Genomic DNA, 16013 nt, shown 5'->3' with positions numbered 1-16013 from the left:
TTGTATACAATTGATACAATTTCTTGCATTTAAGATTTTTCAATAGTTTGATTCCTTACCAAATTTGCAAGTATCGTTAGATTTAAAATAAAAAAGCATAGATTTTTTATTTTAAATCTATGCTAAATCATAATTTACTTTATTACGATTGAAATTCAGTTTTTAGTTCTTTTTCTTCTTTAGTATTATCTGTTTTATATCTTCCTAATTCTTTAACTAATACTACTATAGTTATCATAGTTGATAATAAATCTGATACAGGTTGTGCATACCAAACTCCATTTAATTCAAAGAATTTAGGAAGTACCATTATCATAGGTATTAATAATATTACCTGTCTTAGTAAACCTAATATCATCGCTGATTTAGCTTTACCAACAGATTGCATATAGTTACTTCCTGTTATAGATATCCCTACTATAGGTAACATAAATAGATATATTTTAGCTCCATTTATTGTTATATCCATAAGTTTTGGGTCTTTATTAAACATTCCAACTATAAGTTCTGGCTTTGCTTGCATTAAAATCCATCCAATGGTCATTAAGATAATAGCTACTATTGCTGATATTTTAAATGTTTTATTTGCTCTATCGTATTGCTTGGCTCCATAGTTAAATCCTATTATAGGTTGAGCTCCTTGGTTTATACCAAATACAGGCATTAAGAATATCATAGATATTGAAGATATTGTAGCCATAGCACCTATTGCTAAATCTCCTCCGTATGCCTTTAGTGCATTATTAGATATTACTTGAACTAAACTTGCTGCTATTTGCATTGCAAATGGAGCAGATCCTATTGCAAATATTAACTTAACCAGTGATTTATCAAGTTTTAAACTAGATTTTCTAAATTTCAAATTAGACTTACCTCTAAGATAATACATTAATGCCCATATCGCTGTAACCATTTGAGAAGTTACAGTAGCTATAGCAGCACCTTTTATTCCCATATTAAACTCAGATATTAATAATTTATCTAATACTATATTAGTTAAGCATCCTACAACCATTATTGTTGCTGCAAGTTTTGGGTTTCCATCCCCTCTTATAGTATTATTTAATGTAAATGCAATTATATTAAATAAAGTACCACCTAATATTATATAAATATAAGATTTTGCATAATGTAAAGTAGCATCACTAGCTCCAAACATTTTTAATATTATATCTCCAAATAGTATACCTATTATACTTATTATTAAACTAACTATTACAGATAAAGTTATTGTATTTCCTATTATAGTTTCTGCCTCTTCTTTTTTACCTTGACCTAACTTAATAGATATATTCGCAGTAGCTCCTACACCTATTAACATTCCAAAGGCAAGTATTATAGTCATTATAGGCATTGTTACTCCTACACCTGTTATTGCTAACGCTCCTACATTCGGTATATTTCCTATAAATATTCTATCGACTACATTATATAAAGCATTTACTATCATACCGATGATTGCTGGTACAGAATATTTTAAAAGTAATTTACCTATCGGTTCCGTTCCTAACATTTGTTGATTTGCCATATATTCTCCTCCTTATTTAATTTTACATATTTTTTTTAATAATAATTTCATTGTGTCTTTTTCTTCTTCGTTTAATTGAGATGTTATCATGTTTTCCCACGCCATTAAAACATCTTGTATATCTTCTTTTACATCTTTACCTTTATCTGTTAAATAAAGTTTATAGGCCCTTTTGTCTCTTTCATCTTTTATCCTTAATAAAAAGCCTTCTTCTTCTAACTTTTTTATCGCTCTTGCTGTAGTTCCTTTATCTATATTCAATACTTCTGATAGTTCTTCTTGAGATCTACCATCTTGCCTATATAGCTCCATTAAAAACATAAACTGGCCAGATCCTATCCCTACATTACAAAGCTCTCTACTTATAAACGAATTTCCTTTTCTATATAATTGAGAAATATATTTCCCAATATAATCATTATTTCTAGCCATTAAAATCTCACCATCCAAAGTTTGTTTATTGTATACACAAGATTTCATTATACACCCATTTAGTTGTGTATGCAACTACTTTATTATACATTATTTTAGTTGCATACACAACTATTCTAATTTAAAATTTTTTAATTTATAAATAAAAAAGATTAGCTTAATTGAACTAATCTTATAAATAATTATTTTGCTATACTTAAATATTTACCCTTTTTACAAGTATATAATCTTATATTTCAAATTTTCTTCTTATTTAATTAAGATTACAATTGAATTTATTTTATATTATAGATTTTTATAAATAAATTCAATTGTAATATTTTACTAATAATTTCATGTTAAAATATTTTATGTGATTTATTTGTCTTTTTTTGTTGTAAAACAATATTTTTTAGTATCAAATTAGTATCAAAACAATATTCATATAGTATATACTTAGTAGGACAATCATTTTTCATATTTACCGATAAAGGGGGAGGTTTTTCATGATTAATGTAACTATCTGTGATGATGATAAAGTAGTTAGAGACTTCATAAGGAGCACATTAGAATATATATCAATTCAGCATTGTTTAAGCATAAATATAAAAGAATTCGAATCTGGGGAGAAATTTATTGATTCATATAAAAAGCATGATAATCATAGCAATATTATATTTCTTGATATAATATTAGAGTCTATTTCTGGTATAGAAATCGCTAAAATTATAAATGAATTTAATAACGGTACACAAATTATATTAACTAGCTATAGTAAAGATTATATATTAGATGGTTATGAAGTTGGAGCTTTAAATTATTTATTAAAACCATTATCTAAAGATGCTATTACTAAAGAATTTCTGAGAGCATTAGATAATTTATATAATACTAATACTAAGTTATTTAAAATAAATCAAGGTAGCAAATTAATAGCTATTCCTTTAGTTGACATTAACTATTTTGAGGCTTTTAATAGAAAAGTAATTGCTCATTTAGATAATGAATCTATTGAATTTTATGGTAAGTTTGATGATGTAAATAAGAGAGTTTGTGATTATGGTTTTTCGAAATGCCATCGAAGTTATATAGTTAACATTAGTAAAATAACAGAACTTTCATCATCTGAAATAACTCTTTTAAATGATACAAAAATTCCTGTTAGCCGAAAGTTTGTGCGTAAGATAGAAGATTTATTTTTTGATTTTATACATATATTGTAATATTTACTAAATTTGAATTCTTTTGATGCCTAAAAATAAAGTAATCCAACTCGGATTACTTTGTTTTTCTAATTTTTCATTAGTATAGATAGTTTAAATATGTTTTTATCATAATTAATTCTTATTTTTCCATTATATTTTTCTATACTTTTTTTTACATTTTCTAATCCTAATCCGTGATTATATTTATCTTTTTTAGAAGTTATAAATTTATTTTTTTTCTCTATTATATCTCCTTCTTTGCTATTTTCTATGTAAATATATAATTGTTTATTTATAAGCTTACTTTTTATATCTATATATTTTCCTATTTCATCATTATTTATATTTTCACAAGCTTCTATAGCATTGTCTAATATATTTCCAAATATAACGCATATATCAAAATCATTTATATTAAGCGTTTCAGGTATTTTTATATCCATAGTTAAATTTATATTTTTTAAATTACACTCTTCTATTTTATTACTTAATATAGCATCAATTATTTTATTTTTACTTACTTTTTTATTTTCTACTTCTGAAATTTCTTCTGTTATAGACCTTATATAATCTTTGGCTTTTTGATATTCTTCATTTTCTATAAGATTTAATATTAAAAAAGAATGTCTTTTTATATCATGCCAGTGCCTTTTTACCTCATCTTGATGTTTTTTTATATCATTATAATGTTTCCACTGGTAATCTAATTGTTTATTTAATATTTCCACATTATGACTTAAAATTTCATTTTTTGCTTTTTTTTTCCTATATTCATGTATTATTATAATTAATACCAATAACATTATAATTATTATAAATACTACAAAATACTCTAAATGTGTCCTTTGCAATTGTAATATTTTTAATTTCGAATTTGTATTTTTTAAATCGACATCAAGTATTCTCTTTATATTTCTTTGACTTTCTTTTATACTAGTTAAATTATTAATCAAATTTCTATATTCATTTGACCATTTTATTTTTGAATCATCATAACCTAACTTTTCATTAAGATAAATGTCTAACTTATCTTGTCTTTTAAATTTTTTTAATGATTTTTCAATTTCTTTTAATTCTCTATCAACTCCATAACTAACACCTATTTTCGTAGCAATACTAGCTTTAGTATTTTTTGAAACTAGTAATAACCTTAAATTTTTTTTATTTTTTTCATACAACTCATTTGAAATTAATTCTTTTTCACCCACTTCAAATTTTATTAATGCTTCATAATTGTTTTTATTAATAAAATTATAATAAACAATTGAAAATAGATTCATTGCTTTATCATGACTGGGTATATATTTTTTATTTAAATCGTCAAAGTATTTTTTATGATTAATTTCATCATACTTAGATTTTTTATCGACCATTATACTTCCAAAACTAATAAATAGCACTAATACTAGTGCTATAGACATTACTTTCTTATTCAATAAAAACTCCCCTTATTAATTTGTTATGCTACAAATTAGATTTATCTAATTTTTCTTTTAGTTTTATTTCTTTAGTAATTAATACATCTAACTCACGGCTTAGTTTTAATACTTCACTACTTTTTATTCCATACTTATCTATTGCTTCATGTAATTTTAATTTTTTATCTATCCTCTTATCTATTATATCTTTTAGTTCCATAGCAAACACCCCATTGAATAGTATTTAGATAATTTCATTTAAATATATACAATACAATACTTTTTTTGCCAATTATTATCAATACAAATGTAGCCAATTACCTAAAATTAGTATTTAATAATAAAAATGAGCATAATTAGTTTGTATAATAAAACATAATTATGCTCATTTATTATTTAACTATTTAGTTAATATACACGTATTTAAACAACTCAAATTTATACTAATGGTGCATCTATTTGTGTAGTAAATAAGAATGCATGTCTATGACCATCATTAACTGAAGTAAATCCTCTTACAAGGTGAATATGTTTGTTAGTACCTGGTATAAATAAAGCAGGTCCTGTAAATACATCTATTCTGTGGAAATGATCTAAGAAATCTGTTCTAGTGTCAACTCTATGAACATGGTTTCTTCCATTATTTATTGGTATCGCTTGACCAGTAACAGCTGCAGTACGGTGGTTATGTCTATCTTCACACATTTCTGCTAGTTTTACGCTTTCTTCAAGTTCATGGACATGTCTTTGCATTCCATTAGGCATATTGTCTTCTCTATCACATTCTCTAAAACATCTGTCTCTGTCTCTGTCGCATTCTCTAAAACATCTATCTCTATCTCTATCACAGTCTCTAAAACATCTAAAATTTTGACAACTCATAATTAATTTATCTCCCTTATATTATATTAAGAAAATCTTTTTTCAATTTTCTTAATATATTATATGTTACATTGTCGAAAATGTTCTTTTTTTGTAGAATTTTCTGAAAATCCATCTATAAATATATAAAATAAAGGCTATTGAAATTTCAATAGCCTTTATTTTATATATTTAATTAATTATTTAATATCTTCTGGTACTTCTAAAGTAATTCTTCCTATTTTACCTTCTCTAAATTCATTTAAAACTGTTGTAGCTATACGAGTATAGTCTAATTCTTTTCTTCCAGTTATAAATCCTCTTTTACGACCTATCATATCCATAGTTTCAATATCTGATTCACCTAATTCTTCTAACTTATATCTAGCCTTTAGTTTTTCTGGCTCTATTACCATTAGTTTTCCAATAAGTCTTAATGCTAAAGTTTCAACATCTAGTATTTCATCCTTTATAGCTCTACTAAAGGCTAAGTTAAGTGCAACCTCTTGGTCTTCAAATTTAGGCCAAAGTATACCTGGAGTATCTAACAGCTCTAAGTTACCTTTTAACCTAACCCATTGCTTTCCTTTTGTTACCCCTGGCTTGTCTCCAGTTTGAGTACTTCTTCTTCCAGTTAATTTATTTATAATAGAAGATTTCCCAACGTTTGGAACTCCAACTATCATTATTCTTATCGGTCTTTCTTTTCTACCCTTATCTACTAAAGCATCCATTTTTTCTTTAGTTACATTTCTACACTCATCTATTAGTTTATTTAAACCTAAGCCTTTCATAGTATCTATAGGTATAGCTTTTATATCTCTATCTTTGTAGTACTTTATCCATCTGTCTAATTTAGCTTTATCTGCTAAATCACTTTTATTTAATATAACAACTCTTGGTTTATTTCCTGCAAGCTTGTCTATATCAGGATTTTTACTACTAAATGGTATTCTAGCATCTAAAAGCTCTACTACAACGTCAACTAACTTTAAGTTATCTCTAACTAAATCTTTAGTTTTTTTCATATGTCCAGGATACCAGTTTATATGTAAATCGTCGTCTCTAAGATAATCATCATAGTCGACTCTCATTTTATCTCCTCTTGCCATAATTATCACTCCTTTATGTAAACTACTTCGCTCTTTTATTTTTAACCTTTTCATTATACCATAAGATTCTTTTTTTTGCTTATCTAATATTTTAAAGTATATTAATACTATTATTTCTATAATCTTTATATTTTAAACTTTTATATAAAAATAAAATCGTACCTATCGTATTATGATAAGCACGATTTTATCTTTATATAAAACGTTTTCCTCTCACTTGTTTTTATTCGTATACTAAAGTCCCTACATAAGTTCTATTAGTTCTAGTTCCTGGCTTAATTTCTCCATTTATTGAATATATATTATCTCCATCAAGAACTAATCCCTCCCCACAAGGTGCATCAAAAGGAACTTCTCCTATTGAACTCCACTTATCATCAGTTACATTATAAACTAATATCTTTTTATTCCATCTTAACTCAGATGGATCTGCACCAAAATATTGTTCTTTAAAATCAGCTAATTCTTTATCTTTTAATTCTCCCATAGTTTTTACCGCATGGTCATAAACAGTTTTATTAAAGCCTCCTATTACGAGCATCTCCTCATCATTAAGCTTAACTGAGTTCGCTCCTAAAAGTGAGATTTCTTCATCTCCAACTTTAACACTTGAAACTTTACTCCATGAGTTTTTTGCTATATCATATTTATATCCATCTGTATAAGCAGTTTTATCGCCACCACTAAATACATATATATTATCTCCTAAAATCTGAACTACTGATTGATTTCTAGTTGCTTCTCCTGGAATTGGTTCTAAATCTTTTACTTCTCCATTTTCTATATTAAACTCATACATTTTATTACTAGGTTCACCATTTTGTTTTCCTAGACCAACATATATCTTATTATCTTTTTTCACTGCAATTCCATCACTAAATGTAAATGGCAAGTCTCCTATATGCTTTGTATTAAGTTTACCCTTATCATCAGTTGTAAATAAAGTTACATTATCTCCTTCTTTTTCATTAGGGCTTCCACCAATGTAATAAACACCTTCATCAGTAGTTATTGAACTTCCATATCCTATTTCATAATCTAAAGTTGTATGATCGACTTGCTTTAATCTTTTATCTTCTTTTTTTAATACATAAACATCTGGATAGTGCTTTTTAGCTCCACCTTTTGCTACTGGTTCATCTGGGAAATTGGCTCCTCCACCTGCAATAATAAAGTCACCTGATTTTCCAGCAAGCAATCCTGCTGTTCCAATATTTTTGTCATATCCATTTTGTGCTTCTAAATCTCCAGCATGTTCCCAAAGAACCCTCTTTACCTCACCTTTGTTACTATCAGTAGTTTTCTCTGTTGCCAAAGTATTACTGCATCCAGCAAAAATTGATGCTGAAATCAATACTGCTACAGTTGCTGATACTCTTTTCATTTTATCCTCCTCTTGACAATCTCCTTATGGAATTTTTTTTCATATTCACTATAAATGTAGCAGATTTATATTATATCATCAACTGTATTCTATTTTATTTTGAAACTTTATTTCAATTTATTTAATATTTATTGCTATCCCCCTAATTATATTACCTCTTAACTCTCTATTTATTAAATTTATTCATAAATTTATCCATTCTATTTAAAGCATTAACTACATTTTCTCTTTGTGTTCCTAAGTTTATTCTTATATAATTTTCTCCATCATTTACAAAATGACTTCCATCTTCTACTAATACACCAACCTCCAATGCTAATCTATTTGTTAGTTCTTTAGCACTTATTTCTAACTTACTAATATTTATCCATGCTAAATAAGAAGATTCCATTTTCATCATACTTATATTTTCATACTTATTTATCCAAGATTCTAAAAGTTCATAATTCCCTCTTATATATTTATTTACTCCTGCTAACCAGTCTCTACATTCATCATAAGCACTAATTAAACCTATTATCCCAAATACATTTGGTGATGTTATAGAGTTTTGCTGTAATTTTAATTTAAATATCTCTCTTAGGTCTTTATTTTTGATTATTGAGTAAGAAGTTTTCAGCCCTCCAAGATTAAAACCTTTATTTGGTGAAGTTAATAGTATTACATTTTCTAATAATTCATCTTCTATATTTAATATAGAGTTAAACTCTCCATAATGAATATGTTCAGCATGTACTTCATCAGCTATTAAAATAACATTATTCTCTTTACAAATTTGTGCTACTTTACTCATTTCTTCAATTGTCCATATTCGTCCTGATGGATTATGTGGTGTACAAAACATCATTAATTTAGGCCTATGTTGCTTAATTTGAGATTCTAATAAGTTAAAATTTATATAGTATCTGTTATCAATTATATCTAGTGTATTATTTATAACTTTTACTCCTTGCTTTTTTGCACTTGATTCAAAAGGATCATATACCGGAGTGTTTAATATTATACTATCTCCTTCCTTACAAAAAGCTTGCACTGTATAATGAAGAGTTGATACAGTTCCGTAAGTTAAAGTTATTTCTTCTTTTTTAACTTCTACTTTGTGCATATCATTTTGCCAATTTATAACGGCATTATAAAATTCATCATAGCAATAAGTGTATCCGAAAACTCCTCTTTTAATAGCTTCCATAAATTTATCTTCTATTTGGCTAGGTATTTTAAAATCCATATCAGCTATCCACATTGGTATAAAGTTTTCTTCTACATCTCCAAATTTATCTTTTATTATTTTTAAATCCCACTTTCTGCATTTTTCACTAAGTCTATCTGGTTTATAATCAAAATTATACATACTCATATCCTCTCTCTATTGGGTCTTTATATTTTAATTTTTATCAAATCTTTAGTTGATTTGGTAAGTCTTTCACATCCATCTTTAGTTATTAAAACATCATCTTCTATCCTTACTCCACCTAGATTAGGTATATATATTCCTGGCTCTATTGTAACTACCATACCTTCCTTAATTACCTCTAAACTTTTAGGTTCTAATAACGGATACTCATGAACCATAATTCCAACTCCATGTCCTAAGTTATGACCAAAATACTCTTTATATCCTTCTTTATCTATTATATCCCTTGCTATTTTATCAATATCTCCAGCTGTCATTCCTGGTTTTAGTAATCTTATGGATTCTTCGTTTGCTCTTTTTACTATATTATAAATTTTATTTAACTCTTCATTTCCTTCCCCCATAGATATAGTTCTTGTTATATCTGAGCAATAGTTATTGAATCTAACTCCAAAATCAAAAGTTACAAATTCACCTTTTTCTATTATCTTATCACTTGCTTTTCCATGAGGAAGTGCTCCCCTTATACCTGATGCGACAATTACATCAAATGATTCTCTTTGACCACCTAGTTCTTTTATAAATCTAACAATCTCATTTTCAACTTCTTTCTCAGTCATTTTCACTTTTATAAACTCAATTATATGATTAAATGTATTATCTGCTATTTCACATGCTTTTTTTATACATTCTAATTCTTTTTCATCTTTTTTACATCTAAGTTTGGATAAATCTACTGATACTAAATCTATATTTATTTTTTTATTCATAATATTATAAGAATCATATGAAACTTCACTACCTTCAAATCCAATACTATTTATATGTTCTACTTCACATATTTTATTAACTATATCAAAGTATGTTTTTTCTTTATTCATTAATATTACTTCAAAGTTTTTAGCTTTTTCCTTCATCTCTTCAAAATACCTAAAATCAACTATTATATATTGACTTTTATTAGTTATAAATACATATCCTGAAGAACTATAAAGACCTGCAATGTAAAATTTATTATTTGAATTATTTAAAAGTATTGAATCTACATCATTTTTATTCATATAACTTCTTATATTATCTAATCTAATCATAATCTCCCTCCTTGAATATAAAGAAAGGGAGTTCTAATTTTTAATTAGTTCCCCCATTTCATTTATTTGAATTAGTCGTTATTTACAACTATTTTTCCTTCTTTTATTAATTTGTTTCTATATAATATATTTCCTATTGCAACAAATAACGCTCCTACTGCTATACCTATAACGTATCCTAATATATTATTTACTAAAGGCCATGCCCATATTGCTGATTCTGGGAACCATTGTACAGCACCTAAAGTTATTCCTGTTAATGCACCAACTATAGCTCCTACTATATTTAAAGGTATAACAAATCCCGGTCTTTCAAGTGCAAATGGTATAGCTCCTTCTGATATACCCATAAATGCTAAGAATATTGATGTCTTACCAGCTTGATAGAATTGCTTATCGTAAACTCTTCTTCCAACTAATCTCTTATCTAATAAAGTTGTTAAACCTAATCCAATTGAAGGTATAACTATTGCTATTGTTCTTGCAGTTATTGGTAATACTTCTTCAGTTGTTAATCCAAGAGCAACAAACCCTGCTGCTTTATTTATTGGTCCACCTAAGTCAAATGCAGTTGCTGCTGCTAGTGCTGTTGCATATGCATATTCTCCTGCTGCTCCTGCTGCTGTTAAGAAGTTTTTCATTCCTTCATTTAGCCATCCACCAATTGGTGTTATAACAAATATCATTAGTACCATACATGCTAGTGAAGCTATTAATGGTATTAAAAATGTTGTTTTAAATGCTAACCAATCATGAGAAACTTTTACATTTTTATTTAACCATTTCACAAAATATCCTATTATAAATGCTATTAATATAGCTCCTAAAAATCCTGATGCTACTGGAACTACTTCTGTCCAAACTCCATCAACTAATTGTAATGTAGCAACTGGTTTATTCGCTACATATCCACCTATAAATCCTGCTATAAGTGCAGTCTTTCCTCCTATAGAGTTTGCACAGAATGCTGCAAATAAAGGTATTGCAAACCCAAATAATGTAAATCCAAAATTAGACATTAATTGAGATATATTTAATAAAGTAAGTTTAAATCCTATGAAATCTCCTGAGTTCATCGCATCAACTATACCAACAGATGGGTCTATTCCTAATATTGCATATGGTATTAATTGAGATAGAGCTCCTATAAGCCCACCCATTACTAATACTGGAATCATATATGATATACCAGTCATTATATGCTTACTTATTTCTTTCCACTTACTATTTCCTTTAGATGTTTGTTTATTTTGAGGAGCACTGTTAGATGCTTGTGCATTTGATGTTGATGATCCAGTGCTGCTTATAACTTTTTTCTTTACTGCCATAATCTTCCCCTCCAAATATAAGATTTTAAAATATAAGATGCATAATTTTTTATTATAATCCTAAATCTTCTTCTATTTCTTTTATAACTCCATCAGCATTTTTTATAGCTTCTTGTAACTCAACTTCATACACTTCTAATCCTTCAAATCTTTCCATTCCTTCTGGCGTTATTGCTACTGCATGTATTATCATAGTTGCGCCTAATATATCTTCTCTTGTTAACTCATTTTGAACTCCATCAGCTCCTTGAGTTTCAACCTTAACTTCATATCCTGCCTTTTTTCCTGCTTGTTCTATAGCCTCTGCTGCCATGAAAGTGTGAGCTAATCCCATTGGGCATGCACATAATCCTACTAATTTTTTCATTTTATAATTCCTCCTAAATATTTATAATTTTGATTTTATATTTTTATAATCCTAATGCTTCGTTTATTAAAGATGTTATTTCGTCTATATCATTACTACTTAATAATGCATTTTTAAAATCTTCATGTATTAACTTTCTTGATAAAGCTGAAAGAAGTTTTAAATGAGTATTCCCTTCGCTTTGTCCTGGCATAAGTAAATTTATTGCTAACTTAACTTTTTCCTCACCTTCATTCCAAACTATATCTTCATTAAATTTTAAAACAAGAACTGCTGGACTTAGTACTGCATCATTTTTAGTATGAGGTATTGCTATATATTCTCCTAAGTTAGTGCTAAATTGTAATTCTCTTTCCATTAAACCATCAAATACTTTATTACTTTCTTTAGTTATATCTAACTCATCAGCTTTTTTAGATATAAACTTTAATACATCTTCCTTGTTACTTGCATTTATATTTATAAATACATTGTCTTTTTTGAATACGTTTGCTTCCATTACAAACAACCTCCCTTTAATCTCCAATTAATGTCATTAGTTTTTTAAAGTCACAAATCTTTATTATTCCTCTCACTCCACCTTCATCTTTAATAAAGTTATAAAGGTATTTGAAAATAGAGAAGTTATGCTTTTCCTTTGGATTGAAAAATACCATAAATACTAATTGTACTTCTTGCTTGTCCCAAATAATTGGATTTTCAAGTATAGCTACTCCTATTATAGATTTTTTATCACCTTCAACTATTGTGTGTGGTATTGCCACTAAGTTTCCAATTTCAGTTGAAGATATATTTTCTCTATCTAATATGCTTTTAATAGAACTTTCTTCTATAAATCCTTTTTCTTTTAATTTATTGCAAAGATTTAACATTACTTCTTGTTTATCTTCACCCTTTATAGTAAAGAAAGCTTCTTCATTAAACATATTATTTATTATTTTTCTTCTCTCTTCTTTTTCATATAATGCCTTATTTATATTTTCAACTATATCATCATCAAATATATTATCTATATATATAACAGGTCTTTTACTTTCTGATATATCTACAGTAGATACTATTAAATCAACATCTTGGCTTGTAGCCATATCTATATATCTTGCTGGATAAACACCAACTACATTTAAATCACTTATGTTTTGTTTTAGTTTTTCTGAAAGAAGTTGTCCTGTTCCTATTCCATAGTGGCATACTATACATATTTTTTTACTTGTATTTTTTTTATTTCTTTCATTAGCTGCTGCAAAATGTATTGCTATATATCCAAGTTCATCTTCATTTAACTTAACATTTAATTCATTTTCTATTTTATTTGCTAAAAATATAGCTAAGTTAAACTCTATAGGAAACTTAGATTTTATTTGGCTAAGTAATGGATTATTAGAAATTACATTAGCTTTAGATCTATTTATAAATCTTTTTATATGCTCTGATATTGCATTCATAAAATCTAAATCTTTACTGTAATCTATTCCTGATATAAGTAATATATCTTTTAAAGATTCATCTATTAATTTATTTATCAATTCAACTTCTCTAGATTTATTATTATTATCTTTATAACTATTTGCTACTACTCCTGAGTAGTTTGATATATAAAGTACTTCATCTTCTATTAAAGAGAATTTAATTTTTTTAGATAGTTCTTCCATCAATTTTTTTATCAGTACATAATTATGAAGTCTATAACCAGTATCTAAAGATTTTATCCCTTCACTATATCCTCTTTTACTTCTAAATATAGATACTATAATCTTTGAAACTAAAAGATTAAAATCCTTATCTGAGATTATTACATCTTGTTTTCTTAAATGATTTCCTAATGTATTTTCTATATTTCTTATATCTTGTTCGCTTATATTATCTAAATAAACTTTTATTTTATTTCTGCCATCACTTTTAATAGCATAGTCTGTTATAAGTTGTCTTAAATTTATTTCATCTCCATAAATATAGCTTCCATGATACGGTTTAGATTTTATCGTTAGATTATACTTTTTAATACTTTCTTTAATTTTAGTAGTTAATTTATTTGTAGATCCTATACTTAAATTTAAGTTTTCTGCTATCTCATCTATACTTACATATGCGTTGTTTATAAACATACATATAGTGGTTGCTATTCTACTTTCATCTGAGTCATCTTCTACAAATCCATTTATATATTTTTTAGCTTCTTTTACTACATTTGATATACTAGATTTTGAACCATTAATTTTATATCCTATACCTCTTGAAGAAGATATCTCTACATCATGTTTTTTCAAGTAATCATTTATATCTAATATATATCTTTTAATAGTTTTTGTAGATACATCTAGCAATGTAGCTAACTCATTAGATGTTGTGTATCCATCCTTATCACTTAAATACTTTACTATTATTGCATGTTTCTTAGTTATCACTATATCACCTTCTTCATAATTAAATTATATATATAGTTTAATTATAATTATATATACATTATGTCTTATTAAGGGACATTTTGTATATAATCTTGATTTTTCAATACTTTTACATGTTTAAATTTCATAAAATTTTAAATATTATTACATAAAGCAATTATACCTTGTGCATATATAGCTATTGCTAGTTCCAATTTTTCTAAACTTGCAAATTCATTTGCTTTATGCACATTTCCAAAGCTTCCATCTAAAAATTCACATCCATATATAACTGAATTATTCATTTCACTTGCATAGCTACCTGCAGATGTTACTCTTACAACACTTTCACTATCACCTGAATATTTTTTATATATATCATGTAATGTTTTTACTAATTCAGATTCTTTATTTATATAATTTGACTTTTTAATATTTATTCCACTTACATTAAGTTTACATATATTATTTTCATCAATGAACTTTTTAATAGAATCTATAATTTCTCTAAATTCTATATTCTCTGGATATCTTGCGTTTAATACAATTTCTAAAAGTCCATTTTCTATATTTATCTTTGTTGGAACAATCGATAGTATTCCGCACTTTCCTTCTTTATTTAGACCAAATAATTTACCATCCATATTGTCTTCATTTATAATTTTATATAAATCTATTGTCCATTGTTCATTTAATTGATTATATAAATCTATAAGAGATTTAGGTATTGGGTTTATTGCAAATTCAGGCTTTGAAGAATGACCACCTATCCCTTTTACTATAAATTCATTATTATTTTTTATATTTTTTATTGTTACTTTATCTGGAATAGTATTATGTTCCAATCCTCCATATACAATTACATCTTTATTATTTATATCTAACTTTAAATATATAACTCCTGCACCTTTTTCTCCATTTAGTACAGGAAACTTTGCATCAGGTGTAAAACCACAAATTCCATATGGTTCTTTTGAGTAATAATGTTTAATACACTTAAATCCACTTTCTTCATTTCCTCCAACTATAAGCCTTACCTTTCTATTTAGCTTTATATTCATATCTCTAATCATTTTCATGGCTAAAAAACAGGAAATCATAGGACCTTTATTATCAGATACTCCTCTACCTATTAATTTATCATTTTCTAATTTAAGCTTAAATGGATTACTATTCCATCCCTCTCCTACATTAACAACATCACAATGACCAAATATATCTATATGTTCATTTCCATCTCCATGCTCAATATAAACAGCATAGTTATCTACATTTTTTGTTATAAAGTTATTATCTTTTCCTAAAGTTTCAAACCAACTAAGAGCATCGGTAACACTTTTACCAAAGGGCATATCTTTAGTAACTGTACTCTCATCATATACTGATGGTATCTTTACCCATTCTGTTAATAATTCTAATAATTCCTTTTTATAATTTTTATATTTTAAATTTAGTTCATTCATCTTATCACTCCACGTGCAAAATTTTATATTAATCTAAGCTATATACTTATAATAATTTATATCAAGTAATACATCCTTATACTTTATGCCTATTTAAGGGACAATCA

Annotated in this window: 15 protein-coding genes; 1 reads left to right on the top strand and 14 read right to left on the bottom strand. The window is 26.6% G+C overall.

Features of this window, described 5'->3' with window-relative positions:
• Positions 1–142: 142 nt before the first annotated feature.
• Both JNUCC81_RS04375 and JNUCC81_RS04370 read right to left on the bottom strand, forming a co-directional pair.
• A complete protein-coding gene (locus tag JNUCC81_RS04375) occupies positions 143–1528 on the bottom strand; it encodes an MATE family efflux transporter (protein ID WP_454095460.1) in 1386 nt (461 codons plus the stop codon).
• Between the two features lie 12 nt (positions 1529–1540).
• Positions 1541–2008, bottom strand: a complete 468-nt coding sequence (locus JNUCC81_RS04370) for a MarR family winged helix-turn-helix transcriptional regulator (RefSeq protein WP_286184244.1) — start codon at positions 2006–2008, stop codon at positions 1541–1543.
• 437 nt (positions 2009–2445) lie between these two features.
• On the opposite strand from JNUCC81_RS04370, the gene JNUCC81_RS04365 reads away from it, so the two are divergent.
• Complete coding sequence (locus JNUCC81_RS04365; RefSeq protein ID WP_454095459.1) at positions 2446–3162, top strand: LytR/AlgR family response regulator transcription factor; 717 nt, start codon at positions 2446–2448, stop codon at positions 3160–3162.
• 68 nt (positions 3163–3230) lie between these two features.
• On the opposite strand, the gene JNUCC81_RS04360 is transcribed toward JNUCC81_RS04365, so the two are convergent.
• The 12 genes from JNUCC81_RS04360 to JNUCC81_RS04305 form a co-directional block, all read right to left on the bottom strand.
• Positions 3231–4580, bottom strand: a complete 1350-nt coding sequence (locus JNUCC81_RS04360) for a sensor histidine kinase (RefSeq protein WP_454095458.1) — start codon at positions 4578–4580, stop codon at positions 3231–3233.
• Between the two features lie 28 nt (positions 4581–4608).
• Positions 4609–4782, bottom strand: coding sequence for a Spo0E family sporulation regulatory protein-aspartic acid phosphatase (locus tag JNUCC81_RS04355; protein ID WP_208334692.1), 174 nt, complete (start codon positions 4780–4782; stop codon positions 4609–4611).
• Positions 4783–5000: 218 nt separating this feature from the next.
• Positions 5001–5444 carry a YmaF family protein gene (locus JNUCC81_RS04350; protein ID WP_454095457.1) on the bottom strand — a complete coding sequence of 148 codons (444 nt, stop codon included), beginning with the start codon at positions 5442–5444 and terminating at the stop codon, positions 5001–5003.
• A 179-nt stretch (positions 5445–5623) separates the two neighbouring features.
• The gene (gene ylqF / locus JNUCC81_RS04345) at positions 5624–6535 is read right to left on the bottom strand and encodes a ribosome biogenesis GTPase YlqF (RefSeq protein ID WP_454095456.1); all 912 of its coding nucleotides are present in this window, start codon (positions 6533–6535) and stop codon (positions 5624–5626) included.
• 223 nt (positions 6536–6758) lie between these two features.
• Positions 6759–7919 carry a cyclically-permuted mutarotase family protein gene (locus JNUCC81_RS04340; protein WP_454095455.1) on the bottom strand — a complete coding sequence of 387 codons (1161 nt, stop codon included), beginning with the start codon at positions 7917–7919 and terminating at the stop codon, positions 6759–6761.
• Positions 7920–8085: 166 nt separating this feature from the next.
• On the bottom strand, positions 8086–9270 hold the full coding sequence (locus tag JNUCC81_RS04335; RefSeq protein WP_454095454.1) for a MalY/PatB family protein: 1185 nt from the start codon (positions 9268–9270) through the stop codon (positions 8086–8088).
• 26 nt (positions 9271–9296) lie between these two features.
• On the bottom strand, positions 9297–10364 hold the full coding sequence (locus JNUCC81_RS04330; RefSeq protein ID WP_454095453.1) for an aminopeptidase P family protein: 1068 nt from the start codon (positions 10362–10364) through the stop codon (positions 9297–9299).
• Between the two features lie 71 nt (positions 10365–10435).
• On the bottom strand, positions 10436–11692 hold the full coding sequence (locus JNUCC81_RS04325) for a PTS fructose transporter subunit IIC (protein ID WP_454095452.1): 1257 nt from the start codon (positions 11690–11692) through the stop codon (positions 10436–10438).
• Between the two features lie 52 nt (positions 11693–11744).
• The gene (locus JNUCC81_RS04320) at positions 11745–12059 is read right to left on the bottom strand and encodes a PTS fructose transporter subunit IIB (protein WP_208331874.1); all 315 of its coding nucleotides are present in this window, start codon (positions 12057–12059) and stop codon (positions 11745–11747) included.
• 43 nt (positions 12060–12102) lie between these two features.
• Positions 12103–12558 (bottom strand): PTS sugar transporter subunit IIA, encoded by a 456-nt coding sequence (locus JNUCC81_RS04315; RefSeq protein WP_454095451.1) that lies wholly within the window; start codon positions 12556–12558, stop codon positions 12103–12105.
• Positions 12559–12574: 16 nt separating this feature from the next.
• Positions 12575–14464 carry a BglG family transcription antiterminator gene (locus JNUCC81_RS04310; RefSeq protein WP_454095450.1) on the bottom strand — a complete coding sequence of 630 codons (1890 nt, stop codon included), beginning with the start codon at positions 14462–14464 and terminating at the stop codon, positions 12575–12577.
• 134 nt (positions 14465–14598) lie between these two features.
• Positions 14599–15906, bottom strand: a complete 1308-nt coding sequence (locus JNUCC81_RS04305; protein ID WP_454095449.1) for a Sapep family Mn(2+)-dependent dipeptidase — start codon at positions 15904–15906, stop codon at positions 14599–14601.
• Positions 15907–16013: the final 107 nt, after the last annotated feature.

The sequence above is a fragment of the Faecalimicrobium sp. JNUCC 81 genome (assembly GCF_053667625.1).
The sequence above is the reverse complement of the archived record's forward strand: the minus strand, read 5'-3'. Positions and strand labels throughout refer to the sequence as shown.